21 protein-coding genes are annotated in these 24,142 nt (G+C 61.0%); 7 read left to right on the top strand and 14 right to left on the bottom strand.

All coding sequences use genetic code 11. The features are described 5' to 3' along the window. From RDA78_RS05570 to RDA78_RS05535, 8 genes are all read right to left on the bottom strand, one after another. Positions 1-765: an SDR family oxidoreductase gene (locus tag RDA78_RS05570; protein WP_434056105.1), complete on the bottom strand. Its 765-nt coding sequence runs from the start codon at positions 763-765 to the stop codon at positions 1-3. Positions 766-767: 2 nt separating this feature from the next. Beyond that, a complete protein-coding gene (locus RDA78_RS05565; protein WP_434054362.1) occupies positions 768-1,802 on the bottom strand; it encodes a zinc-dependent alcohol dehydrogenase in 1,035 nt (344 codons plus the stop codon). 8 nt (positions 1,803-1,810) lie between these two features. Further along, the gene (locus RDA78_RS05560) at positions 1,811-2,908 is read right to left on the bottom strand and encodes a mandelate racemase/muconate lactonizing enzyme family protein (protein WP_434054361.1); all 1,098 of its coding nucleotides are present in this window, start codon (positions 2,906-2,908) and stop codon (positions 1,811-1,813) included. After that, a complete protein-coding gene (locus RDA78_RS05555; RefSeq protein WP_434056104.1) occupies positions 2,905-3,882 on the bottom strand; it encodes an ABC transporter permease in 978 nt (325 codons plus the stop codon). Before RDA78_RS05555 ends, RDA78_RS05560 begins: the two co-directional genes overlap by 4 nt. 28 nt (positions 3,883-3,910) lie before the next feature. Next, a complete protein-coding gene (locus RDA78_RS05550; protein ID WP_434054360.1) occupies positions 3,911-4,894 on the bottom strand; it encodes an ABC transporter permease in 984 nt (327 codons plus the stop codon). Continuing rightward, the gene (locus tag RDA78_RS05545) at positions 4,891-6,411 is read right to left on the bottom strand and encodes a sugar ABC transporter ATP-binding protein (protein ID WP_434054359.1); all 1,521 of its coding nucleotides are present in this window, start codon (positions 6,409-6,411) and stop codon (positions 4,891-4,893) included. Before RDA78_RS05545 ends, RDA78_RS05550 begins: the two co-directional genes overlap by 4 nt. Before the next feature lie 164 nt (positions 6,412-6,575). After that, on the bottom strand, positions 6,576-7,550 hold the full coding sequence (locus RDA78_RS05540; protein ID WP_434054358.1) for an ABC transporter substrate-binding protein: 975 nt from the start codon (positions 7,548-7,550) through the stop codon (positions 6,576-6,578). A gap of 52 nt (positions 7,551-7,602) precedes the next feature. Then, a complete protein-coding gene (locus RDA78_RS05535; RefSeq protein ID WP_434054357.1) occupies positions 7,603-9,075 on the bottom strand; it encodes an aldehyde dehydrogenase family protein in 1,473 nt (490 codons plus the stop codon). 225 nt (positions 9,076-9,300) lie between these two features. Here RDA78_RS05535 and RDA78_RS05530 point away from each other — a divergent pair, with 225 nt between their 5' ends. The 4 genes from RDA78_RS05530 (at position 9,301) to RDA78_RS05515 (ending at position 14,386) form a co-directional block, all read left to right on the top strand. Then, positions 9,301-10,014, top strand: a complete 714-nt coding sequence (locus RDA78_RS05530) for an FCD domain-containing protein (RefSeq protein ID WP_434054356.1) — start codon at positions 9,301-9,303, stop codon at positions 10,012-10,014. Continuing rightward, entirely contained in the window at positions 10,011-11,624 is a 1,614-nt protein-coding gene (locus tag RDA78_RS05525; protein ID WP_434054355.1) for a GMC family oxidoreductase, read from the top strand. Before RDA78_RS05530 ends, RDA78_RS05525 begins: the two co-directional genes overlap by 4 nt. A 135-nt stretch (positions 11,625-11,759) precedes the next feature. Then, positions 11,760-13,220, top strand: coding sequence for an NAD-dependent succinate-semialdehyde dehydrogenase (locus RDA78_RS05520; RefSeq protein ID WP_434054354.1), 1,461 nt, complete (start codon positions 11,760-11,762; stop codon positions 13,218-13,220). Continuing rightward, positions 13,217-14,386 carry a mandelate racemase/muconate lactonizing enzyme family protein gene (locus RDA78_RS05515; RefSeq protein ID WP_434054353.1) on the top strand — a complete coding sequence of 390 codons (1,170 nt, stop codon included), beginning with the start codon at positions 13,217-13,219 and terminating at the stop codon, positions 14,384-14,386. Before RDA78_RS05520 ends, RDA78_RS05515 begins: the two co-directional genes overlap by 4 nt. Positions 14,387-14,391: 5 nt before the next feature. On the opposite strand, the gene RDA78_RS05510 is transcribed toward RDA78_RS05515, so the two are convergent. The 6 genes from RDA78_RS05510 to RDA78_RS05485 all read right to left on the bottom strand — a co-directional run bounded on the left by RDA78_RS05510 (position 14,392) and on the right by RDA78_RS05485 (position 21,167). Next, positions 14,392-15,195: an ABC transporter ATP-binding protein gene (locus RDA78_RS05510; protein ID WP_434054352.1), complete on the bottom strand. Its 804-nt coding sequence runs from the start codon at positions 15,193-15,195 to the stop codon at positions 14,392-14,394. A gap of 8 nt (positions 15,196-15,203) precedes the next feature. Further along, positions 15,204-16,070 (bottom strand): ABC transporter ATP-binding protein, encoded by an 867-nt coding sequence (locus RDA78_RS05505; protein ID WP_434054351.1) that lies wholly within the window; start codon positions 16,068-16,070, stop codon positions 15,204-15,206. Next, positions 16,067-16,918 (bottom strand): ABC transporter permease, encoded by an 852-nt coding sequence (locus RDA78_RS05500; protein ID WP_434054350.1) that lies wholly within the window; start codon positions 16,916-16,918, stop codon positions 16,067-16,069. Before RDA78_RS05500 ends, RDA78_RS05505 begins: the two co-directional genes overlap by 4 nt. Then, positions 16,911-17,921 (bottom strand): ABC transporter permease, encoded by a 1,011-nt coding sequence (locus RDA78_RS05495; protein WP_434054349.1) that lies wholly within the window; start codon positions 17,919-17,921, stop codon positions 16,911-16,913. The genes RDA78_RS05500 and RDA78_RS05495 overlap by 8 nt, the downstream gene beginning before the upstream one ends. Positions 17,922-18,027: 106 nt before the next feature. Further along, positions 18,028-19,551 carry an ABC transporter substrate-binding protein gene (locus tag RDA78_RS05490; protein WP_434054348.1) on the bottom strand — a complete coding sequence of 508 codons (1,524 nt, stop codon included), beginning with the start codon at positions 19,549-19,551 and terminating at the stop codon, positions 18,028-18,030. Positions 19,552-19,598: 47 nt separating this feature from the next. Beyond that, positions 19,599-21,167: a phytoene desaturase family protein gene (locus RDA78_RS05485; RefSeq protein ID WP_434054347.1), complete on the bottom strand. Its 1,569-nt coding sequence runs from the start codon at positions 21,165-21,167 to the stop codon at positions 19,599-19,601. 111 nt (positions 21,168-21,278) lie between these two features. Here RDA78_RS05485 and RDA78_RS05480 point away from each other — a divergent pair, with 111 nt between their 5' ends. The 3 genes from RDA78_RS05480 to RDA78_RS05470 are packed head-to-tail and all read left to right on the top strand — an operon-like array spanning position 21,279 to position 24,128. Beyond that, complete coding sequence (locus RDA78_RS05480; RefSeq protein ID WP_434054346.1) at positions 21,279-22,070, top strand: cyclase family protein; 792 nt, start codon at positions 21,279-21,281, stop codon at positions 22,068-22,070. Between the two features lie 10 nt (positions 22,071-22,080). Continuing rightward, entirely contained in the window at positions 22,081-23,637 is a 1,557-nt protein-coding gene (locus tag RDA78_RS05475; RefSeq protein WP_434054345.1) for a phytoene desaturase family protein, read from the top strand. Then, on the top strand, positions 23,634-24,128 hold the full coding sequence (locus RDA78_RS05470) for a MarR family winged helix-turn-helix transcriptional regulator (protein ID WP_434054344.1): 495 nt from the start codon (positions 23,634-23,636) through the stop codon (positions 24,126-24,128). Before RDA78_RS05475 ends, RDA78_RS05470 begins: the two co-directional genes overlap by 4 nt. Positions 24,129-24,142: the final 14 nt, after the last annotated feature.

Here is a 24,142-nt window from a genome sequence, read left to right as displayed (position 1 = left end):
CTATCGGCCCATCCAGCCTCCGTCGACGGTCATGACGGTGCCGTGCATGTAGTCCGAAGCCGCGGATGCAAGGAAAACGGCCGGTCCGGCAAAGTCCTCCGCGTTGCCCCAGCGCCCGGCCGGGATACGCTCCAGGATCGACTTCGACCGCACGGGATCGTTGCGCAGCGCCTCGGTGTTGTCCGTTGCGATATAGCCCGGTGCAATCGCGTTGACATTGATCCCCCTGGCGGCCCATTCGTTCGCAAAGGCTTTGGTCAACTGGCCGATTGCGCCCTTGGAGGCTGCGTAGCCCGGAACCGTGATGCCGCCCTGGAAGGTCAGGAGCGAAGCCGTGAAGATGATCTTGCCGGAGCCGCGTTCCACCATGCGCGCACCGATCTCGCGCGTCAGCACGAACTGGGAGGACAGATTGACCTCGATCACCTCGTCCCAGATGTCGTCGCCATGTTCGGTCAGCGGTGCACGCTTGATCGTGCCGGCATTGTTGATGAGGATATCGATGACCGGATGAGCCTCGTTGACCTTGGCCGCGAAGGCTTTCAGCGCCTCACGGTCACTGAAATCGCAACTATAGCCGGTGAAGTTGCGTCCGAGCGCGCGCACCTCTTTCTCAACCTCGCTGTCCGAGCCTTCAAGACTGGCGCTGACGCCGATGATGTCCGCGCCTGCGTCGGCGAGCGCCACTGCCATTGCCTTGCCGATGCCGCGCTTGGCGCCGGTGACAAGCGCCGTCTTTCCGGCAAGGCTGAAACTGTCCAACACACTCATTCTGCATTCTCGCTGATCTGGATCATGGATTTGATGGCGCTCGGGTTCTGGGTAAGGGCTTCGAACGCGCCCTGAATATCCTTGAGCGGCTGGATATCGGTAATGAAGGAGGAGCAGTCGACGACGCCTTCGGCGAGAAGCTGCATGGCCTGGTCGTAATCTTCGGGCCGATAGACGCGGGCACCGAAGAGTTCCAGTTCCCGCCAGAAAAAGCGGAACATGTCGACGTCCGGCTTCTTGGCGTGGATTGCCACCATGACAATACGTCCCCGCGCGGCGGCGGCATCGGTCATCAAATCGACGCCTGGCTGGCTGCCCGAGACCTCGAAGACGACATCCGCGCCCTTGTTGCCCGTCAGCGTGTTCACCTGCTCGGCCGCGTCCGACTGTTTCGGATTGATCGTGGAGAAGCCGAGCTTCTCCGCGTAGGCAAGGCGGCTCTCGCTGATCTCGCTGATCGTGACCTTGCCGCCGGCGTGCCGCGCGACGAGCGCGACCAGAAGACCGATCGGACCGCCGCCGATCACCAGAACGTCTTCCCCGGGTTTGACCTGTGCGCGGTTGACGTCGTGACACGCGACCGCAAGCGGTTCGATCAGCGCCGCATGCGCAAGATCAAGACCCTCGGGAAGGACGTGGATCGTGTGGGCAGGCACATTCCAGTATTCCTGGAAAGCGCCTTCGGTATCGATGCCGATGAATTTCAGGTTGTGACAGATATGCTCGTGACCGGCGAGACACGCAGGACATTCGCCGCAATGGTCCAGCGGTCTTACGACAATCCGGTCACCCGGCTTCAGGCCGTCGACCCCGGTGCCGACCGCGGAGATGACCCCGGACATTTCGTGACCGATCGTGCGCTCGAACCCGACGCGCTGGTCCATGTGGCCAAGGAAGATGTGCAGGTCTGTGCCGCAGATGCCGCAATACGCGACCTTGATCTGAACTTCGCCGGGACCGGGATCGGACACCTGCTTTTGTTCAAGTGAGAACGTCTTGTCGCCGCGATATACGGCAGCGTTGCTGAGCATGAGGACCTCTAGAGTGTCAGGACTTTGTGGGGTTCAAGGAGCGTCCAGTCGAATTCGACGCCCGTCCCGGGGCTTTCCGGCGCAATGGCAAGGTGGTTTTCCACCTGCAGCGGGCGCTTCGTGTATTGGTCGATCGGGAACGAATGAACTTCGATCCATCCGGCATTCGCCTGCGCGGAAACGAGACTGACGTGTAACTCCTGCATTCCGTGGCTGCATACCGGGATCTTGTGTTGACGTGACAGGTCAGCGACCTGAAGGAAGCCGGTCACGCCGCCGCAGTTGGACGCATCCGGCTGGATGAAGCTGAGTTTGGACTGATCGAATGCATATTCGAACTCGTGGATAGTATGAAGATTTTCGCCCATGGCAAGGGCACATCCGGTTGCGTCCGAGATCTCGCCGTATCCCTTGTAGTTGTCCGGGATCGTCGGTTCTTCGAACCAGAGAATGTCATAAGGTGCAAAGGCCTGGGCCGCGGCGATCGCCTCGTCCACGGACATTGAGTAGTTGGCATCGACCATGAAGGCGACATCGGGACCGATCAACTCGCGCACCGCCGCAATGCGGGCAACGTCTTCTTCGAGTGTCGGCTGGCCGATCTTGATCTTAACCCCGTTGAAGCCCCGATCCAGGTAGCCCTGGATGCTTTCCAGCAGTTTCGGCAGCGGAAAGTTCAGGTCGATGCCGCCGCAATAGGCCTTGCATCTGTTATCGGCACCGCCTGCCAGTTTCCACAGGGGCCAGCCGCGCTGCTTGCCGCGAATGTCCCAAAGGGCGATGTCGACGGCCGAAATGGCGAAGGAAGCGATCCCGCCCCGTCCCACATAATGGATGTGCCACTGCATGCCTTCGTAGAGATTTTCCACCGCGCCGGCATCCTGACCGATCAGGAAAGGCGCCAGATCGTGGTGGATCATGGCGGCGATCGCTGATCCGCCCTTTCCTCCCGTGTAGGTGTAGCCGGTCCCCTCGGTGCCGTCGGTCAGGACGACCGTCGCCGTCACCAGTTCGAACAGGGTGTGGTCGCCATGCTTGGCGTCCACCAGCACTTCGGCGAGCGGGACGTGGAACAGCTGCGTGCGGATCTGTCTGATCGCGGTCATTTGGCGAACTCCACGCCCGACTGGCGGTTCATGACCCGCGTCTGGAACAGGATGACCGCGAACAGGAAGGCGCCCCGGATGACCATCTGCCAGTAGGCGCTGAAGCTGATCCAGCCCTTGCCGTTTTCGAAGTTCAGGATGTTGAAGACCAGCCCGAGCAGAAGCGCGCCCGCAACCGTGGCCGGGATTGACCCGAGTCCCCCGGTCAGAAGGGTTCCGCCGACAACCACCGAGGCGATTGCCGAAAGTTCCCATCCGACCCCTTCGAGCGGCTGGCCGGCTCCGAAACCGGAGGCAAGAAAGACACCCGCCAATCCGGCGCATCCGCCGGACAGCCCGTAGGCGAAGATTTTCGCCCGGTTGACCTTGAGGCCCATCATCACGGAGGCATCTTCACCGCCGCCGACGGCGAGAATTGTCCGTCCCAGGCTGGTCATTTCCAGAACAACCCAGAGGCAGACCACGAGAATGAGCACCAGAACGATTGTCCAGGGCACGATGCCCATGGCCTTCTCCATGCCGAGCTGGGTGAAATTCGAGCCCCAGTCGACCGAAATCGTCTGGGCGCCGGAGATCACCAGCGAGCCGCCCTTGGCGCCGAGCATCGTGGTAAGGGTCGCGATGAACGGCGGAATGCGCCCGAAGACGATACAGATGGCGTTGAAGAGCCCGAAGCCGACACCCGAGAGCACGGCAAGCGGAAGCGCGACCTCGATGCCGTATGGGCTGAGATAGGCGGCAATGACGGAGGTGAACGCCGCAACCGATCCGACCGAGAGATCGATCCCCCCTGTCAGAATGACGAAACACATGCCGACCGAAATCGCGATGAACATCGCGTTGTAGTTCAGGAACGACGTGATGTTGTAGGCGCTGCCGAAATTGTCATAGCGGAGCAGGCCGAACACGATCAGCACGAACAGGGCGATCCAGACCGCGACGGACTGCGGATTGCGCGAAATGTATTTCCGCATGTCGAAGGCATTTTGATCAAGCACGGCACTATTCCTTTCGCGCTTGCTGAATGTAGACGGCAGCCAGGATGATGGCGGCCTTGGCAATCAGCGCGACTTCGTCTTCAACGCCGTTTGCCAGAAGCGTGTATTTCACCAGCTGGATGATGACGGCCCCGAGGATGGCGCCGAAGATCGGTGCCTTGCCTCCCTGAAGCAGCGCACCGCCGACGACGGCTGCCGCGATGGCGTCGAGTTCCATCAGGTTGCCGTTGCGCGCCGCGTCCGAGGCCGAGTTGATCGCGACGACAATAAGACCTGCCAGCCCCGATAGGACCGAACAGATCACATAGGCGCCTATCTTGACCCGGCGCACAGGGCCACCGGCGAGTTTCGCGGCGCGCTCGTTGCCGCCGATCGCAAGCAGGTATCGCCCGAAGACGGTCCGGTTCACGACCCAGAAGAGAAGGCAGGCAATGGCAAGAGCCAGCCATCCCTGAAAGGGGAAACCCAGAATCTTCCCGGTGCCGAGATAGCTGAACTCGGGGTAGGAGAAGGTCTGCAGGTTGCCGTTCGTCAGCACCTGGGCGATGCCGCGCCCGGAAATGAACAGGATCAGTGTTGCGATGATCGGCTGCACCCGCAGCACCGCGACGATGACCCCGTTGAAGAGCCCGCAAACAAGCGCCGCGACCAGTGGAAAGAAAAGCGCGCCGATCAGCCCCAGCACCGGGTAGGCCTGGCCGAAATCCGACATGAAGATCAGCGGAGCCAGCGCCCCGGACAGGGCCATGACCGCACCGACCGAAAGATCGATCCCGCCCGTTGCAATCACGAGCGTCATGCCCATGGCGACGATGGCAATCGTCGCGACTTGCGAAATGTTGACGGCAAGCGTCTGCGTCTGCAGGAAATTGGGCGTGACGATGATGTTGAAGATGAGGATCAGCCCGAGCGCGATCAGGCCGCCGTGATTTTTGAGTTTTGCGGTAAAGTCCGTTCGCATGGTGTGTTCTGATGTCAGGCTGGTCATGCGGTGCCCTCCTCGTGGTGGGCAAGCGCCCTGACCAGGGCGTTTTCGGTGATCCCGGGATTGGTGAGTTCGGACACCGCCTTGCCTTCATGCATGACGACGATGCGGTTGGCGCCTTCCACCAGTTCCTCGAATTCGGAGCTGATCAGGATGACGGCATGTCCGTCGTCGACGAATTTCCGGATGATCGACTGGATCTCGCGTTTGGCACCGACATCGACGCCGCGCGTGGGCTCGTCCAGGATCAGGATGTCCGGCCTGGTTGCCAGCCAGCGTGCCAGGAGAACCTTCTGCTGGTTGCCGCCCGAGAGCTCGCGGATCGGCTGATCCATGTGGGAGGTCTTGATCCCGAGTTTCTGGATGAATTCGCCGACCAGTTCCTTTTCGCGGTCCCGGTCGATCTGTCCGTGCTTGCGCAGGTTCGGCAGGAGCGCGAGCGTGAGGTTCTCGCGGACCGACATGTCCGGAACGATCCCTTCGGCCTTGCGGTCCTCGGTCAGGAACCCGATCCGCGATCGGATGGCTTCGGACGGCTCGGACGGTTCGAATTCCTGGCCCTGCAGATGCATGGACCCCGATGTGAGATGATCCAGCCCGAAGATACTCCTGGCGGCCTCGGTGCGCCCGGAGCCGAGCAAGCCGCCAAGACCGACGATTTCGCCGCGATGAAGCGTCATGGAGAAATCGCTGAGACGCGGGCCCGTCGCGACCTTGTCGACTTCAAGGACAACCTCGTCATAGGCGGCGCGCCCGCCAGCCAGTTCCGTCAGGCCTTCGGCGGCGATTTCTTCCGCGTTGCGCCCGAGCATGCCGGCGATCAGATCAAGCTTCGTCGTTTCTGAGATATTCTGGCAGCCGACCGTCTGGCCGTCGCGCATGATGGTGACCCGGTCGCAGATCTGGAAAAGCTCGTCAAGAAAGTGGGACACGTAAAGAACCGAGACGCCGGATGATTTCAGCTCCCGGACGACCCCGAACAGGATTTCCACTTCCGAGCTGTCCAGCGAGGAGGTTGGCTCGTCCATGATGACGAGTTTCGCGTCCATGGAGACGGCGCGCGCAATGGCGACAAGTTGCTGGATTGCCGTGGAATAGCTTCCGAGCGGGGCGGTCACGTCGATTTCGATGCCGAACCGCGCGAGGATTTCGCGCGTGCGCCGGTGCGCTTCGGACCAGTTGATCATGAAGCCGAAAGACCTTGGCTCCTGTCCCATCACGACATTTTCGCTGACAGACCGGAGTGGGACCAGGTTCAATTCCTGGTAGATCGTGGCGATCCCGGCATTCTGGGCTTCGCGGGGCGAGGCAACGTGGCTGGGTTCACCGGCGAAATCGACGGTGCCTTCGTCTCGGCGGTAAAGGCCCGTCAGGATCTTGATGAGCGTTGATTTTCCTGCACCGTTCTGGCCGATGAGTGCATGGACTTCGCCAGGTTCAACCTCAAGAGACGCACTTCGAAGAGCCGGCACGCCACCGAAGTGTTTCTTGATCCCGGCCATGGTGAGCAGAGGTGCCATGGTGGCTCCTGTCAGCATGAGAGCATCGCGCGATCGCATGAACGCAATTGGATGCTCGATCACATCAGAACCGATCAACAGCCGGATGTTCAAGCGGTTCCGCTTGAACATCCGTTGATCTGGGAGAAAAGAGCCGGAGGGGAGCATCCCTCCGGCAGTTGGTCTTAGTAGGCTTCGTCGATATGCTTCGCGGCGTTGTCGGCCGTGAAGATCCGGTCTTTGACCTGCACCCAGGGTTCGATGGTTTCGCCGGCTGCGTAGCGCTTCATGGTTTCACATGCGAGCGGTCCGAAGAACGGGGAGCTTTCCACCGTGACGCCCATCTTGCCGTCGATGATTGCCTGAAGCGCATCGCGCGTTCCGTCGATGGAGACGACCAGAACGTCCTCGCCCGGCTTGCGTCCGGCAAGCTCGAGAGCCTGGATGGCTCCGATGGCCATTTCGTCGTTATGGGCATAGACGATGTTGACGTCCGGGTGGGCCTGCAGCAGCGTTTCCATGACCTGGCGGCCAAGGTCGCGGGCAAAGTCGCCGGACTGGGACGCGACGATTTCAAAACGCTCATCCTCAACGATGCGGTCGTCGAAACCGCTCTTGCGGTCGTTGGCCGGGGACGATCCCGTGGTTCCTTCCAGCTGGACGATGATGCCCTTGTCGCCCTTGAAGTTTTCGATGGTCCATTCCGCGACGCGTTTGCCCTGGTCAATGAAGTCGGATCCAAGGAAAGCCACGAAGTCCTCGCCAGGCTTCGCTGCGTTCGGGTCGACGGAGCGATCGACCAGGAACGTCGGAATGCCGGCAGCCTTGGCCTTCTTCACGGCAGGAATGAGCGGCTTTTCTTCGCGCGGGGGCAGGAACAGCACGTCGATGCCCTGTGCGATCATGCTGTCGACGTCGGCAACTTGTTTGGCCGCAGAGCCGGCAGCATCGGTCGCGATCAGATCCCAGCCGCAGCTTTCGGCCGTGTCATGGAAAGACTTGGTTTCGGCGATCCGCCAGGGATTGTTGGACTCCATCTGGGCAAAACCGACCTTGTAGCGGTCCTTCTGCTCAAGCGGCGGCAGCCCGGCAGCCGATGCGATTGAAGTCACTGCGCCAAATGCAATCGCAGTAGCCAGCAAGAGAGTACGTTTCATCATTTCCTCCACTTTGGTGCGACCAGAATCCCCCCGGCCGCGAGAGTCTGGGGTGTCAGCCCCAATTCAGGTAGGCGGTCTGCTTGCGCAGATAGCCATCGAAGCCGTAACGGCCGTCTTCTCCCCCCAGCCCGGACAATCCCCACCCGGTGTGAAAGCCTTGAACGGCCTCTCCGTTGGAGCGGTTCAGGTAGAGTTCTCCGAACTTCAGGCGATAAGGAGCTTGTGCGAGACGCTTGTGGTCCCTGGTGAACAGGTAGGCGGAGAGCCCGAAAGCTGTGTCGTTGGCAAACTGCACCGCCGTGTCGAAGTCATCGACCCGGACGGCCGTTGCAACGGGGCCGAACACCTCGTTTTGGACGGCCGGATTGTCGTTCTTTGCCGCTTCCAGCACGGTTGGCGCGAACCAGTGTCCCTTGCTGAACGGGCCGTCCTCGCGAACGCCGCCCTCAAGAAGGACAGCCGCGCCCGCGCGCACGGCATCCGCGACGATATCTGCGACCTTGTCCCGCTCGATGCGGTTCACCTTGGGGCCCATGTCGACGCTGCCGAGCGGATCGCCGAGGGTCAGCGACCTGGAGGCCGCGACGAATTTCTCCAGGAATTCGTCCGCAATGACACGGTGCAGATACATGCGTTCGTTGCAGGTGCAGATCTGGCCGCAATTCGTGTAGCGCGCAGCGACGGCCGCCTCAACGGCCCGGTCGATGTCGGCATCTTCCATGACGAGGAACGGGGCCTTGCCGCCCAGTTCCAGCCGCACAACCTTGATGTTGCCGGCGCCGGCCCGGTAGATTTCGCGTCCAGCGCGCGTGCTGCCGGTCATGGTGACGAGGTCGGACATCGGGCTTTCAACAAGGGCCGCACCGACGACGGGGCCTCGGCCGGTCACCACGTTGAACACACCGGCGGGCAGGCCGGCCTTTTCGCTCAGGCTTGCAAGGGCAAGTCCGGAGAGCGGCGTTGCCTCATGGGACAGCAGCACGAACGTGTTGCCTGCCACCAGTGCCGGTCCGAGCTTTCTCGCTGCCAGCGCGAACGGATAGTTCCAGGCCGTCAATCCGACCACGGCACCGTAAGGATGCCGGCGGATGTGAATTTCCTCGTCCCGGTTGTCGGAAGCAACGATATCGCCTTCGATCCTGCGTGCATTTTCCGCCGCATATCTCAAAAAGGTGATACCGGCATCGACCTCCTGGCGGGCATGGCTGAGCGGCTTGCCCTGTTCAAGCGTGACAAGACGCGCAAGCTGCTCCTTGTGCGTCTCAACTTCGTCTGCGAGTGCCGCGACCAGCCGTCCGCGTTCGATTGCAGGACGGCTCGCCCAACTGGCAAAGGCGCGGCGGGCGGCTGCAAGGGCTTCGAGCGCGTCGGTCTCCGACCCCTCCGTGATCGTCGCGATGATGGTCTCATTGGCCGGGTTCTCCACCTCCAGGGCCGCCGATGCCGGCGCGCGCGTTACCCACTGGCCGTTGATGTACATCCCGGCAGCGATCGGACTTTCCGAGGAGAAGGTGAAATCAAACACGAACAAACTGTCCTTTGGTATGACCAAACTGGAACAAGTAAGTTAAGAAAACAGACCAAAGTCAATCCTAATATCAGAAATTTAGTACATAAAAATAATAAACATATGAAAAATAAGGGAAAACAGGGCAAAATTTTTAACGGGTAGAAAAAATGACTTTACGAACAGCAAATTTATGTCGTACCAAAAAGTGTAATTTTGAAGACAAGGGAGCGTTGATGCCCAATGGACATCGGCAACGAAACGGGTCGGGCGGCGGACAATGTGGTCGCCATGCTGGAAGCGAAAATCGTTTCGGGTGAGCTCGAGGACAAGACTCCCTTGCCCGCGGAACGGGAGCTCATGGAACAGTTCGGCGCAAGCAGGACCGTGATCCGCGAGGCGATCTCCCAGCTGTCCAGCCGCGGCCTGATCGAAACGCGGCCCCGGTTCCGTCCGATTGTGCGCAAGCCGGATTATGCGACGGTTTTGCACGCCTGCGGCAATGTCGTGCAGCATCTCCTGACCGACAGGACGGGTATCAAGAACCTCTACGACAGCCGGGTTTTCATCGAGCGCGCGCTGGTGCGCGAGGCCGCGTCGTCGGCACGCAAGGACGATATCGTCAGTCTCAGGGAAGCACTGGAGGAAAACCGGAAAGCCATCCCGGACTCGAACGCATTCTACCGGACGGATGTTGCCTTCCACGGTGTTCTCTACCGCATTCCCAGGAACCCGATCTTTCCCGCGATGCACGAGGGTTATACCTCGTGGCTGGCACCCCAGTGGGACCGCATGTTGCGCTCGCCTGAACGCAATGAAGTAAATTACCTGGCGCACAAGTCCATTCTCGACGCGATCCTGGAGCGTGACCCGGTCGCGGCGGAAGAAGCGTTGAACAACCATCTGAAGGCCGCCTGGGAATTCGTGCGCGTCACATTTGATTGGGGGGACGAATGACGTCCGGATACGACTACATCGTCATCGGCGGCGGCTCGGGCGGGGCCGTCGCGGCAGCAAGGCTCGTGAGCGAAGGTGGCGCGCGGGTCTTGTTGCTGGAAGCGGGTTATTCCCATCGCCACCCGCTGCTGGATATGCCCCCCGGCATTTTCAAGATGATCAACGGTTCCAAGTACATGCGGTATCACAAGACGACGCCGCAGCCGCATCTTGACGGCAGGGTCCACGACATCCCCCAGGGCAATGTTCTGGGCGGAGGGTCGTCCGTCAACGCACAGGTCTACATGCGCGGCCGTCCCGGCGATTACGATGCCTGGAACGATGTGCTGCGCGCGAACAATGACAATCCCGGCTGGGGCTGGTCAGATGTCCTGCCGCATTTCAGGGGCATGGAAGCGAACAATCGTCTGGCGGGCGAGCTTCACGGCACGGACGGCGATGTCATGGTGTCGGACCCTGGCTATGTCGATACCATGTCCCGCTGGTTCGTGCAGTCGGTTCAGTCGCTTGGCGAACCCTACAACACGGACTTCAACGGCCCGTCACAGCGCGGCGTCGGCTTTTACCAGTTCACCAACAGAAATGGCCGCAGAAGTTCGACCGCCTATGCATTCCTTGAACCGCTTCGAAGCGACCCGAGACTGACGATCAAACTTCAGGCCGCGGTTGAAAAAATCATCGTGGAGAACGGTCGCGCTGTCGGCGTTTCCTACACGGATCCGGCCGGGACGCACACAGTCAATGCCTCGGCGGAAATCATTCTCGCAACAGGGGCGCTGGTCTCCCCCAAGATCCTGATGCTGTCGGGTATTGGCCCGGCGGATCATCTGGGCGAATTCGGCATCAAGGTTCACGCCGACAGGCCCGGCGTTGGCCAGAACTTGATCGATCATCCCGAAGTCCCCATCACCGCCTATGCCAGCGGGCCGCATGGCTACTACCGCCAGGGCGAAGGCTGGCGCATGCTTTTGAACGGGCTGCAGTTCAAGCTCTTCGGAAGCGGCCGCATTACCTCCGCCGGCGTGGAGGCCGGGGCTTTCGTCAATCCGCGCAACCGGGACGGGGAACCGACGATCCAGGCCTTCTGCGTTCCCATCGTTTACCTGGACCGGGATGCGCAGTCGGAGCTGAAAGACGGCTACGGGGTCACGGTCACGACGGTTGTCGTCAAACCGAAGTCCCGCGGTGAGGTGAGGCTGGCGTCCGGATCGCCCGAAGATATGCCCATCGTGTGTCCGAACCTCCTGAAGGAAGAAGACGACATGCAGGAGATGATGGCGGGCCAGCGCTTCTTCCTCGAAGCGCTCCAGTCGAACCCCATCGCCTCGAAACTGAAGAAAGTCGCGATCCCCGATCCGCAGAAGTGTTCGGACGAAGAACTCAGGAGCCACTGCAAGCGGTTCGTCAAAACCAACTATCACCCGGCCGGAACCGCGCGCATGGGTGCGGATGGCGATGACATGGCAGTGCTTGACGGCAGGCTGCGCGTCCGCGGCGTCGAGAACCTGCGCGTCTGCGACATGTCCGCCGTCCCCGACATCAATGCAGGCAACACGAATGCTCCGGCCATGATGCTGGGTTCTCGATGTGCGGATTTCATTCTTCAGTGATTGGGAGAACTCGCATGGCAAGGTGCGCCGTCATGCATCTTTAGGTTCGTGCATGAGAAACGACGGGGAAATTTCCGTTGTGAATGCCCCGGCCCACTGCCACGATAGCAGGAACCTGTTTGACTGAGGCGTGCCATGGATTTCCCAACAAAACTGTATATCGATGGCGCCTTGTGCGAGGGAAGTGCGCGGCAGGACGTCTTCAATCCGGCGACCGAAGAACGTGTCGCAACGGTCCACACGGCAGGACTTGCGGATGCCCAGCGGGCGCTGGAAGCGGCCCGCGACGCCTTTCCGCGCTGGTCCGCCACACCGATCGCCGAGCGTCAGGCCTGGATGCGCAAATTGCGTGAAGAGGTGGTCGCTCACGAGGACTTTCTGCGCGATTGCATACACCACGAAATGGGCAAGCCGTGGGCGCAGACCCTTGAGGACTGGGACCGGCTGGTCGTATCGCTCGACTTCTACGCCGAGGAGATCGCGCGCATCCACGATGTCGGGCTTGCGGACCGGGCGGGAACCCACACCCACAGGATGGTGCACGAGGCCGCAGGGGTCGCGCTGGCTTATCTCGCTTGGAACTTTCCGCTCCTGAACCTGGCCTTCAAGATCGGACCGGCAATGGCAGCTGGCTGCCCCATTATCATCAGGCCTTCCGAACAGACGCCGATATCCGCCTATGCGGTGGGAATGCTGTGCGAAAAAATCGGCCTGCCGCGCGGTGCCGTTCAGATCCTGTGCACGGATGGCTACGACGTTGCCGACGCGATGACCGCATCGACGATCCCGCAGGTGATCACGCTGATCGGCTCCACCGGGACCGGGCAGCACATCATGCGCACCGGCGCAACGTCGATCAAACGCTATTCCATGGAACTGGGCGGCAACGCGCCGGTGCTTGTTTTCGAGGACGCGGATCTGGACCTTGCCGCCGACATTGTCTGCGGCGTGAAGTTTTCCAACGCCGGACAGATATGCGTGTCCCCGAACCGGGTCTTTGTCGCAAGTTCAGTTCACGCCGCCTTCGCCGACAAGGTAACAGCCCGCGCAAAAGCCGCGAAAACGGGTTTCGACAAGACGGCCGATATCGCCACCGGGCCCGTGATCGACAGGCGCGCCTGGATACGGATCAAGGGGTTGATCAACGATGCCGTTGCCGAAGGCGCGGAGCTACTTGCCGGCGGAGACAGGCCCGCGCAACTGAACAAGGGGCACTACCTGGCACCGACCGTCCTGGACCGGGTTACCGAAACGATGGCGGTCTATCGCCAGGAGACATTCGGACCGATCGTCAGCCTGATACCGTTCGACAGCGAGACGGATCTCACAGCCATGGCCAATGATTGTGAAGAAGGCGGCCTGACGGCCTATATCTTCACGCGCGATCTTGCCAGGGCGGAAGCTTATGCGGCAAAGCTGCGTTACGGGGAAATCCAGATCAACGGCGTGAAGTATGACATCGACCTGCCGCATGGCGGGATCGGCCAGTCCGGCATCGGCCATGACTGTTCGGCGCTGGCGCTTAGGGACTACCTGATCGAAAAGAGAATAACCCGTGCACTCGACGACACGGACTTCGAAGGGTTGAACGCATGAAGATAACAGGCGTCAAAAGCCATGTGCTGCAATACGACCTGCCCGGCGAGCTGGGCTATTCCCAGCAGTATTACGAAAAACGCACAGCCCATCTGGTCGAGGTTCAGACCGACGAGGGCGTGACCGGCTGGGGGGAGTGTTTCGGTCCGGGCAATGTCGCGGTCGCCAACAAGGGGATCGTTGAGAAGGTCATCCAGCCGATCATACTCGGCAGCGATCCCGTCGATCGCGACGTGCTCTGGCATCGGGTCTACAATCTCATGCGCGATCACGGCCAGAAGGGCATGCCGCTGCAGGCGCTGTCCGGCGTTGATATCGCGCTCTGGGATATAGCGGGCAAGGTCGCCGGCCTGCCGCTTCACAAGCTGATCGGCGGCGCGCACCGCGAGCGAATCCAGGCCTATGGCTATGGCATGATGCTCAAGCGCGAAAGCGTCAACGATCACATCATGCGCTTCCGGGAAGAAGCAGCGCAGATCATGGACATGGGATTTGCCGCCGCGAAGATGAAGACGGGGCTTGGTCCGAAGGACGATGTCAGGCTTTGTCAGGCGGTTGCCGAAGGGGTGGAAGGCCGCGGCAAGTTCATGGTCGACGCCAACCACTGCTACACGACGTCCGACGCTTTTTATGTCGGCCGGGCGCTCGAAGAACTGGGGGCCTACTGGTTTGAAGAACCGGTCGCGCCGGAGGACCTTGACGGATACCGGGAGCTGCGCCGCGGCCTTCGCGTCAACATCTCGGGCGGCGAGGCGGAGTTCAATCGCTGGGGTTGGCGGCAGATCCTGGAAAACCGCGGCCTTGATATCGCCCAGCCGGAAGTCTGCGCGCTTGGCGGCGTCAGCGAATACCTTCGCGTGCTTGCCTTGTGCCATGCCCATTTCACGCCGGTGATCAATCACGTCTGGGGATCAGCGATCGCGGTTGCCACCAACATTCAGCTCCTGGCGGCAATGCCGGCCCTTCCCGGCGGCCTCAATCCCTGGGAGCCGATGCTGGAATTCGACACGACGGACAACAAGTTCCGGGACGAGTTGCTTCAGGAGTCGCTGGATATTCAGGGCCAGGTGAAGTCATCGGGCGGATACGTCTCCATTCCGCAAGGCCCCGGGCACGGCGTCACTCCGGATACAGAGTTCATCAGGCGGTTCGAACTCGACCTGTGAGACGGTCAGGTCCAGACCTGGTCCGGGTCCGGCAGCGGAATGGCGTCCAGCAGCGCGCGCGTGTAGTCCGCCTGCGGATTTGCAAAAAGGTCAGCGGTTGCCGAATTCTCGACGATCTCGCCATGGTGCATCACAAGGATGCGCGAGCACAGGCGGCGGATCACCGACAGGTCGTGACTGACAAAGGCCAGCGTCAGACCGAGTTCCCGCACAAGCTGCTCCAGAAGGTTCAGGACCTGGGCCTGAGAGGAGACGTCCAGACCCGACACGATTTCGTCCGCCAGAATGAAATCCGGTTTGAGGGCGATGGCGCGTGCAATGCCTACCCTTTGGCGCTGGCCACCTGACAGCTCGTGCGGATATCGGGTGGCGAAGCTCTTCGGCAGGCCGACCATTTCGAGTGCTTCATCGACCCGCGCCGGAATGGTGTCGAAGCCCTGCAGGCGCAGGGGCCCGGCAATGATGCCGCCGACGCGCCTGCGCGGATTGAGCGAGGACATCGGGTCCTGAAAGATCATCTGGAACCGTTTGCGTAGCGGCCGCAGCGCGTCTTCGTCCAGTTGTGCAATCTCGGTTCCCTCGAACAGGATCGATCCGGAGTCCGGCCGCAGGAGGCGGATCATGGCACGCCCGAGTGTCGATTTGCCGGATCCGGAGCCACCGACAATGCCGAGCACATCGCCCTTGGCGACATCGAACGTGAGGCCTTTCAGGACGGTCGTGCGCGGCGCGGCGCCGAACAGCGGTTTGTGTGCGAGGTCGGGGAACGAAACGTTCAGATCGCGAAGTTGGTAGATGAGATCACGCATGGCTCCACTCACTCCGTCAACTGCGCATCGAAGGCGGCAACTTCCTGTTCTACCGCGGAAATGATGTTGTCCGGGACCGGCATGAGCGAACCGTCAGGGTCGGTATATTTCGGAGTCGCCGCCAGGAGGGCCTTCGAATAGGCGTGTTTCGGTGCTGCGAAAAACGTCCTGACATCGGTCTCCTCGATGACCTTGCCGGCGTAAAGGACGGTGAGCGACTGGCTGATCTTGGAAACCACGCCGAGATCGTGTGTCACGAAGAGAAGCGCCGTGTCATGCCGTTCCTGCATCTCGCGGATCAGCTTGAGGATCTGCTTCTGCACCGTGACATCAAGCGCCGTTGTCGGTTCGTCGGCGATGATCAGTTTCGGTTCGGCCGCGAAGGCCGAGGCGATCAGGATGCGTTGCCGCATGCCGCCGGAAAGCTCGTGCGGATAGGATTTCATGACCCGGTCCGGCGACTGGATATGCACTTCATCGAGGAGTTCAACCGCGCGGTCTTCCGCTTCCTTGCGCTTCCATCCGAGAATGTCGACGAGGCGGTCCGTGATCTGCGGACCAACCCTTCGGGACGGATTGAGCGCGGTGAGCGGATCCTGCGGGATCAGCGCCACCTTCGCACCGATCTTCGCGCGCCGCTGTTTCGGTGGCAAGGTCAGCAGATCCTCTCCGTCAAGAAGGATCTCGCCACCGGTGAGTTGTGCCGCACGCGGCAGGATGCCGAGCACCGCCTTGCCGATCATGCTCTTGCCTGCCCCGCTCTCGCCGACCAGCGCACGGACTTCACCGGCATTGACGCTCAGCGAAACCTTGCGCAGCAGCGGTGCGCCGTTCTTGAGCCTGACCGTCAGGTCCTTGATCGTGAGATAGCTCATCGCAGCACCGGATCGAAATAGTCCTTCAGGCCTTCGCCCAGCTGGGAGAAGCTCAGCACCGTCAGGAAAAGCGCTCCAAGCGGGAACACAAGAACCCACCAGGCCTGATAGATGGATGTGCGTCCCTCGGCGATCATGCCGCCCCAGGTCGGCTGGTCGGTCGAGATGGACAGGTTCACGAAGCTCAGAATGGCCTCAACGATCACGGCGATTCCCATTTCGAGCGTCAGCAGGGCAACGATTGTCGGCAGCACGTTGGGCAGGATCTCGGCAAGCGCAATGCCGAGGCGGCTGCGCCCGGCGACCTGCGCGGAGGCAACATAGTCCATCGCACCCTGGCTCATCGCTTCGGCGCGCACCACGCGCGAAAACCGCGTCCAGTCGATCACGACGATCGCGACAATGATGGATGTGAGGCCTGTTCCCAGCACGGCAATCAATAGGATCGCAAACAGCACCGGCGGAAACGCCATCCAGATATCGACAAGCCGGGAGATTACCAGGTCGGCCCAGCCCCGGAAATAACCGGCGATCAGCCCGAGGGTGGCCCCAACAAGACATGTGAGCGTTCCGGCGACCAGCGCAACGGTCAGCGCCAGTCTCGCCCCGTAAAGCATCCGGCTCAGCAGATCGCGGCCAAGGGAATCGGTCCCGAGCAGGTAGGCCGGATCGGCCCCTTGCTGCCAAAAGGGCGGCAGCCGAGCCGCGAAGAGATCCTGTTCCAGCGGATCGTGCGGACTGATCATCGGCGCGAAAATCGCGGCAAGAACGAGAACGAGCAACCAGCCGCCGCTGAGCCAGAGACGAAGGCCGGGCAGGCGGCGGATCTGTCCACGGGCATCAAGCATGTCGGAGCCTCGGATTGAGCGCCGCGTAGGTCATGTCCACCAGCAGGTTCACGAGCGTGAACAGAAGCGCGAACACCAGCACAATCCCCTGGATGAGCGGCAGGTCGCGGTTGATCACCGCATCGATCGCCATGTTTCCGAGGCCCTCGTAGGAGAACAGGCGTTCAATGATGACGGTCCCGCCTATGAGGAAGGTGAACTGGACGCCGATCAGTGTCAGCGTTGGAAGGATGGCGTTCGGCAGGGCATCGCGGGCAATGATCGATGTTTCCGAATAGCCTTTAGTCCGTGCCAGGGTGATGTAGTCGTCGTGCATGCATTCCTTCAGGGACTGCTTCAGCAGCTGCAGAATGATCGCCGCAAGCGGGATCGCCAGCGCGAGTGCGGGCAGCAACATGTGGCCGAGAAGATCCAGCACCACGTCGAAACGGAAGCGGACCAGCGCCTCGATCAGGTAGAAATCGGTATTGAACTCGAACCCGAGGGAAGGCGAGACGCGCCCGGAAATGTGAAACAGCGGCCAGAGAACGCCAAGCACGAGAATGAGCGCGAGACCCCAGAGGAAATCCGGCAGCGAAAGGGCAACACCGCCGGCAACATCGATACCGCCCTCGACCTTCGTGCCACGGTAAAGCGTGGCAGTGAGCGCGGCTGAACCACCGACGACAATCGCGATAAGGAGCGCCATCACGGACAATTCCAGCGTCGCCGGAAGCCGTCCGATCACAAGATCGAAAACAGGCTGCCGGCTCGTGATCGATGTTCCGAAGTCACCCTGCAGGACATTTCCGATCCAGATGAGAAACTGTTGGAGGATGCTTTTGTCCAGGCCGTACAGCGCCTCCAGACGCGCGATGTCGGCGTCGGTCGCGCCGGGCGGCAGCATCATCGCGATCGGATTTCCGGGGACGACCCGGATCACGACGAAAACGATGATGGCAGCGCCCAAAAGGGTGATGATTGTCGTCGCCAGGCGCGTCAGCAGCGTACGCACGATTTGCATGTATAGGTCCGCAGCCCTTCATTCAGGAAAAAGAGCCGCCGCAGCACCCTAAGGAGCAAGCAGGAAGGGCACTGCGGCGAAGGTGAGGTAACGTTTTCCTGACTTATCAACGGGTCATCAGATGCGGCAGCAGCGCGCCCGAGGCGTGCGGAGTTACCTTGACCTGATCGCTGTGCAGGATCGGCTGCACGTACTGGATCAGAGGCAGCACGAGCGCGTTCTCGGCGATGTGCTTGTCGACCGCCTTCCAGCCCGCGATACGTTTCTCCTCGTCTGCCTCGCCCCACAGCGGCAGGATCATCTGCATCAGGTCTTCACCATCCCACACGGAATGCGGCGACGGGCCGAACATGGCAAAGCCGGTGGAGGTCGTCGGATCGCCGATCGCGTTGCCCCAGTTGTAGAACGCCGCCGGAGCCAGTTGATCCGCTGCCCGCAGTTCGAAGTGCTTGGCGATTTCGTAAACCTCGATCTCGGCCTCGATGCCGACCTTGCGCCACAGACCGACAATCACCTGGATGATCTCGTAGTCCTTCGGCTTGAAGCCGCGTGTTGTCTGGATCTTGAACTTGACCGGGTTGTCCGGACCGTATCCGGACGCAGCCAGCAGTTCCTTGGCCTTTTCCGGATCGTATGGAACGGTGATGGACGGATCATAAGCGGAGTAGTCCGGCGTCTGCAGCGTGTCGATCGCAACCCCGTATCCGGACAAGAGCCGCTCGATGATGGTTTCCTTGTCGATCGCATGAGCCATGGCCATGCGCACGTTCGGATCGTTCATGGGCTCGACATCGTTGATGAAGATCATGCCGATATCGGAGATCGGAGCCGCGGTACCGACGATCCCGTCCTGTTCCTTGAGGCGGTCGAATTCCTCGTAGGGCATTTCCAGCGTGACATGCGAATTGCCTGAGCTGACCTCGAAGGTGCGGCTGGATGCGTCGGTGACGAACTTGATGGTGACGGTCTTGAATTCGGGTGCGCCGCCCCAGTAGTTCTCGTTGGCTTTCAGGCGCACGAACGCATTGCGCTCGAAGTTGTCGACCATGTAGGGCCCTGTCCCGATCGGAGCAGCTTCGAAGCCTTCCGCGCCGACTTCCTCGTAGTATTTCTTCGGCAGGACATACCCGGTGAGGAAGCTCATCCATTTGAAGATTGTCGGCTCGTATTCCTTGACATCAGCGGTGACGCGGTTGCCGTCGATCGCGAAGTTGCCGATCTTGCCCCAGATGAACTGGATGGGATTGCCCGTGTCCGGATTGCCGGCTCTTTCCAGGGACCAGACAATATCCTCCGGTGTAAGCGGGTCGCCATTGTGCCATGTGACGCCTTCGCGGACTTCCAGCCAGATCTTGGACTTGTCCTCGGTCCATCCCCACTCGCTGACGATGCCCGAGCCGAAGCTGAGATCCGGGTTCTGGTGGATGAACATGTCGAACACCGACTGGTAGATCCCCTGGATGGTCGGGTTGACCGCGGACGGGCCGACCGTCGGGTCCCAGCTGGGCAGATTGACGTTGTAGGCAATCACCAGTTCATCGATCTCGTTCGCAAAAGCGGGCGTTCCAACGGCTGTCAGCACTCCGCTGGCGGCCGCACTTTTCAGTAACGTGCGTCTTGATACCTTCATTGTCCTGTTCCCCATGTTTGCGTTGGCCGGATGTGTTTTCGTTATCGCTATCCGGCGAGCTTTTGCGCGAGCAGATAACCGGGCCCGGCTCCGGTGCCCGCACCCGGCCAGACAGCCGCCCCGGTGTGGAACAGGTTCCCCACCGGTGTGCTGCCGTCGGCAAAGCCGCGAACGGGCCTGAACATGAAATGCTGTGTAAGGTGATGACTGCCGCAGATCTGGTCTCCCCCGACCAGGTTGGGATTGTCCGCCTCCAGCATGAGTGGTGTAACGACATGCCGTCCGAGGATCTTTGAACGCGTGCCGGGTGCATATCTTTCCAGGATATCAAGCACCCGTTCGGCGTATTTGTCCGCCACAACCTCCCAGTCGGTCTCCTCGATCTGTCCTGCCGCGTCCCCGTTGATGACCGCCGGAACCATGCGCACCTGAAGCCAGAGCACGTGCTTTCCGTCTGGCGCGCGGCTGGGATCGATGACAGTGGGTTGCCCGCACACGATCACCGGTTCGTCGGGCAGCAGTCCAGCTTGTGCCTGGGCATAGGTGCGCGCCATCTGGTCCACCTCAGGTGCCAGATGCACATAAGCAAAATCCTTCAGCTCTTCTCCGGCGCTCCAGTCGGGCAATGCATCGACGGCCAGATGGATCATCATCGTGCCCGGCGCGTGCGAAAAGGTCTTCAGGCGATCATTGTAGCGTTGATCGCCGGTCTCCCCGGCGAGCTTCAACAGCGCGCCTGGCGCGACATTCGCAATCACGGCGTTTCGTGCCATGACCTTGCGCCCGTCGGCGAGTTCGATGCCTTTTGCCTCGCCGTTCTCGACCAGAATGCGGGTTACGTCCGCGTTCAGCGTGACGCTTCCACCGCGTGCCTCAAGCGTCGACACCATTGCGTTGATCGCCGCGCCGGCCCCGCCCTTGCCCAGGACCATGCCGAACGCCTGGTTTGCCATGCCTTCCAGATACGGAAACAGCGCACCGCCGGAGATGTCCGGCGCGAAATCCAGATGCATGCCCCACGCGCCGAGAAGCGCGCGAACTTTCGGCGAGCGGAACGTTTCGTTGAGCCAGTCGCGCGGGGAAGACATCAGGAAGCGGCCGAGGTCGAGCACGCCATCCATGCCCGACTTTCGCCAGTGCTTGTAGAGAATATATGCAAATGCACGTTTTTTGGCCGGACTGCCAAGAAGTCCAACCAGCGGCTCCGCCATTGCGGGAAACGCGGCCGTCAGTTCCCGCCAGGTTTTGCCGTCATCCGCGTCGATGGCATCGATCCGTTTCGCGGTCGTCTCAAGATCATTACTGACGCCGAGCCAGGAGCCGTCAGGAAAAACGGAAGAAAAACAATCGGATGCGGGTGCGAACTCAAGCCCGCTCCGACCCAACTCTTCGCCATATTCCTTGAAAAAGGCGGAGCCGGCGAACAGGGAGAGGTTCATGGCTGCCCAATCGTGACTGTATCCGGGCAGAGTATATTCACCGGTCTTGACCGCACCACCAGCGACCGATGCGCGCTCGAACACACCGACTTTCCATCCTTGTGCTGCCAGGTGAACGGCGCAGGCAAGACTGTTATGTCCGCTGCCGATAATGACGCCGTCCAGAGTCTCTTCCATGGTGCAGACCTTGCCTCCCTCGAAATAGATAATTGCAAATACAAATAAATCTGTCTAGCATTGAATTGCGATAAGGAGCCAAGAGGCCAAGACGTACAGAGGGAGCATCAGATGTCAGCAGAGAATGCACTCAGCGGACTGGGAACGAAGATTTTGTCCGGCGAGGTCGAAGTGGTGGACTGCACGGGCGTTTTGGGTCCCGATACGCCGATCATCCAGCTGCCGCCCGACTTTGCCAAGAACACGCCTAAGGTCGAAATTCACAAGATCAGCGAATATGATTCAGACGGACCGTTTTTCGCATGGAACTGGATGGTTCTCGGAGAGCATTCCGGCACCCATTTCGACGCACCGCATCACTGGATTACCGGCAAGGACTACGAGGACGGTTTCACCGACACGCTCGACGTTCAGCGTCTGGTCGCACCGGTCAACGTGATCGATTGCTCAAAGGAAAGCGCGGAAGACGCCGACTTCCTTCTGACCGCCGACCTGATCAAGGCGTGGGAAGCCGAGCATGGCGAGATTGGTGCGGGAGAATGGGTGCTCATGCGCACCGACTGGGATAACCGTGCCCACGATGAAAACCTGTTCCTGAACACGGACGAGACCGGGCCGCACAGCCCCGGACCGACGCCTGATGCGATCGAGTATCTCCTGTCGAAAAAGATCGTCGGCTGGGGCACGCAGTGCATCGGAACGGATGCGGGCCAGGCTGGCGGCATGGAGCCGCCCTATCCGGCGCACAATCTCCTTCACCGGGACAACTGCTTCGGGCTGGCCTCGCTTGCCAATCTCAGCAAGCTGCCGGCCAAGGGTGCGATCCTGATCGCGGCACCTTTGAAGATCGAGCGCGGAACCGGCAGCCCGATCCGTGCCCTGGCGCTGGTACCAAGGGGCTGAGGCCGATCCCGTGACCGCGCCGCATGTCATAATCGGGTCGGGAATCAACGCCCTTGTCGCGGCGGCACTGCTGTCGCGCAAGGGTGAAAAGGTACTCATGCTGGAGCGCTCCGAACATCTCGGCGGATGCATGCGGACTGAGGAAATCACCTTGCCCGGCTTTCATCACGATGTGCTGGCAGCGACTTTCGTGCTCTTTCTCACCTCGCCCGCTTATGCGGAACTTGCCGAGGACCTCGGCCGGCATGGTTTGGATTTTTGCCACACGCAGACGCCGACCGCTGTTCTGCGGCCGGACGGTCAGTCCGCGGTGCTCACGATGGACCGGGCCGCGAATGTCGCCGCTTTCGATGCGCTTTCAGCCGGCGACGGCAAGCAGCACGGATCCGATGTCGGTGCCGTCGAGGCAGACGCCGAATTCCTGTTCGCCCTGCTGGGCAGTCCGCTCTGGTCGGGAAAGATGGCGCGGCTGATGGCGAAGCAGGCCTGGAAACGCGGTCTGAACGGACTGAAGACCTGGTTCGGAGACGCGCTGCAGCCGGCACGGGCGTGGCTGGAACACGGCTACGGCAGCGAAACCGTGCAAGCGCTCTGGGCGCCCTGGGTGCTGCACACGGGCCTGACGCCGGAAAGCACCTACTCCGGTCAGATGGGGCGGGTGATCGCCTTTGCCCTTGAAGCTGCTGGTGCGCCCGTTGCCAAGGGCGGCGCCGGATCGGTTTCGGATGTCTTTCGCAAACTCATCGAGGAAAAGGGCGGTGAAATCCGCACGGGCGTCGACGTCGAACGCATTCTTGTGCGCGGTGGAAACGCAGTGGGCGTCGAAACAGCTGCCGGAGACAAGATTGATGCGCTGTCGGTCATCGCGTCGGTCACGCCGACACAGCTTCACCAACGCCTTCTGGGCGACGAACCGCCGCCGGCTCACGCCGAACGCTACAGATACGGGCGCGGAAATTTCCAGCTGCACTACGCCCTTGACGCGGAGCCGGAATGGATTGCGGGTGGGCTGGAAGACGTCGCCCTGATCCACCTGACGGACGGGCTCGACGCCGTTTCCAAGTCATCCAACGAGGCCGAGCGTGGGATGCTCCCCGAAACGCCGACGATTTGCGTTGGCCAGCCGCACAGGCTTGATCCCTCGCGCGCACCCGACGGCAAGGCCATCTTGTGGGTCCAGATCCCGGATGCGCCGCGCGTGATCAAGGGAGACGCAGCGGGACAGCTTGAAACCGGCTCCGAGTGGACGGAAACCATCCGGGAGGACTTTGCTGACCGCATCGAGGACATTCTCCGGAGACACATCGGCAACTTCGACCAGATCAAGCTGGGAAGACGCGCCTATTCGCCTGCGGATCTGAACCAGATCAACATCAATCTTGTCGGCGGCGATCCCTATGGCGGGTCTTGTAACATCGACCAGTTTTTCGTCTGGCGTCCGTTCACCCGTTCCGTTAACAGCGCCACAACGATCGGCAACCTCCACATGATCGGCGCGTCGACCCACCCGGGTCCGGGCCTTGGGGGCGGGTCCGGCTACAACCTGGCGAAAGGGATGGGCGCATGAAAAACGAAAACGGGCTGGAGCTTACGGAACAGACGAGCCCGGTGCCGCGTCTGGGTGAAATCGGCTTGGAAAACTTTCCGCCCTACCTGATGAACCGGATCATGGGGCGCTACAATGGCGCTCTGCGGGACGAGATGGCGAAGCTCGGGCTGACGACACCCAAAATGCGAACGCTTGCGGTTCTGTCCGTGCTCGACGGTCTCCTGATCCGCGATCTGTCTGTCTACGCCGTGGTCGAAACCTCGACGCTCAGCCGTGCACTTGATGCCCTGGAGCGCGACGGTCTGGTCAAGCGGGTGACCGACAGCGAAGACAGCCGGGCCGTCCGCATCCACCTGACGACAAAGGGGCGCCAGACCCACGACATGCTCTGGCCGCATCTGGCAACCGCATACCAGCAGATGTTTCGCGGCATCAGCGACGCCGATCAGCGCACCTTCGTGGCAACGCTGCAGGCCATTTTGAAGAACATACGCAAACATCCGATTTAGCACCCGGAAACTGT

Origin of the sequence: Roseibium sp. (assembly GCF_051016195.1) — a bacterium.
Lineage (GTDB): Bacteria > Pseudomonadota > Alphaproteobacteria > Rhizobiales > Stappiaceae > Roseibium.
Note: the sequence above shows the minus strand (reverse complement) of the source record. Positions and strands in the feature narration are given on the sequence as shown.

Bases quoted from the DNA above. Each gene is read 5' to 3' on its own strand.
- RDA78_RS05565 (WP_434054362.1), bottom strand. From the start codon at position 1,802: ATGCTCAGCAACGCTGCCGTATATCGCGGCGACAAGACGTTCTCACTT.
- RDA78_RS05560 (WP_434054361.1), bottom strand. From the start codon at position 2,908: ATGACCGCGATCAGACAGATCCGCACGCAGCTGTTCCACGTCCCGCTC.
- RDA78_RS05555 (WP_434056104.1), bottom strand. From the start codon at position 3,882: ATGCGGAAATACATTTCGCGCAATCCGCAGTCCGTCGCGGTCTGGATC.
- RDA78_RS05550 (WP_434054360.1), bottom strand. From the start codon at position 4,894: ATGACCAGCCTGACATCAGAACACACCATGCGAACGGACTTTACCGCA.
- RDA78_RS05545 (WP_434054359.1), bottom strand. From the start codon at position 6,411: ATGGCACCTCTGCTCACCATGGCCGGGATCAAGAAACACTTCGGTGGC.
- RDA78_RS05540 (WP_434054358.1), bottom strand. From the start codon at position 7,550: ATGATGAAACGTACTCTCTTGCTGGCTACTGCGATTGCATTTGGCGCA.
- RDA78_RS05530 (WP_434054356.1), top strand. From the start codon at position 9,301: ATGGACATCGGCAACGAAACGGGTCGGGCGGCGGACAATGTGGTCGCC.
- RDA78_RS05525 (WP_434054355.1), top strand. From the start codon at position 10,011: ATGACGTCCGGATACGACTACATCGTCATCGGCGGCGGCTCGGGCGGG.
- RDA78_RS05520 (WP_434054354.1), top strand. From the start codon at position 11,760: ATGGATTTCCCAACAAAACTGTATATCGATGGCGCCTTGTGCGAGGGA.
- RDA78_RS05515 (WP_434054353.1), top strand. From the start codon at position 13,217: ATGAAGATAACAGGCGTCAAAAGCCATGTGCTGCAATACGACCTGCCC.
- RDA78_RS05510 (WP_434054352.1), bottom strand. From the start codon at position 15,195: ATGCGTGATCTCATCTACCAACTTCGCGATCTGAACGTTTCGTTCCCC.
- RDA78_RS05505 (WP_434054351.1), bottom strand. From the start codon at position 16,070: ATGAGCTATCTCACGATCAAGGACCTGACGGTCAGGCTCAAGAACGGC.
- RDA78_RS05500 (WP_434054350.1), bottom strand. From the start codon at position 16,918: ATGCTTGATGCCCGTGGACAGATCCGCCGCCTGCCCGGCCTTCGTCTC.
- RDA78_RS05495 (WP_434054349.1), bottom strand. From the start codon at position 17,921: ATGCAAATCGTGCGTACGCTGCTGACGCGCCTGGCGACGACAATCATC.
- RDA78_RS05490 (WP_434054348.1), bottom strand. From the start codon at position 19,551: ATGAAGGTATCAAGACGCACGTTACTGAAAAGTGCGGCCGCCAGCGGA.
- RDA78_RS05485 (WP_434054347.1), bottom strand. From the start codon at position 21,167: ATGGAAGAGACTCTGGACGGCGTCATTATCGGCAGCGGACATAACAGT.
- RDA78_RS05480 (WP_434054346.1), top strand. From the start codon at position 21,279: ATGTCAGCAGAGAATGCACTCAGCGGACTGGGAACGAAGATTTTGTCC.
- RDA78_RS05470 (WP_434054344.1), top strand. From the start codon at position 23,634: ATGAAAAACGAAAACGGGCTGGAGCTTACGGAACAGACGAGCCCGGTG.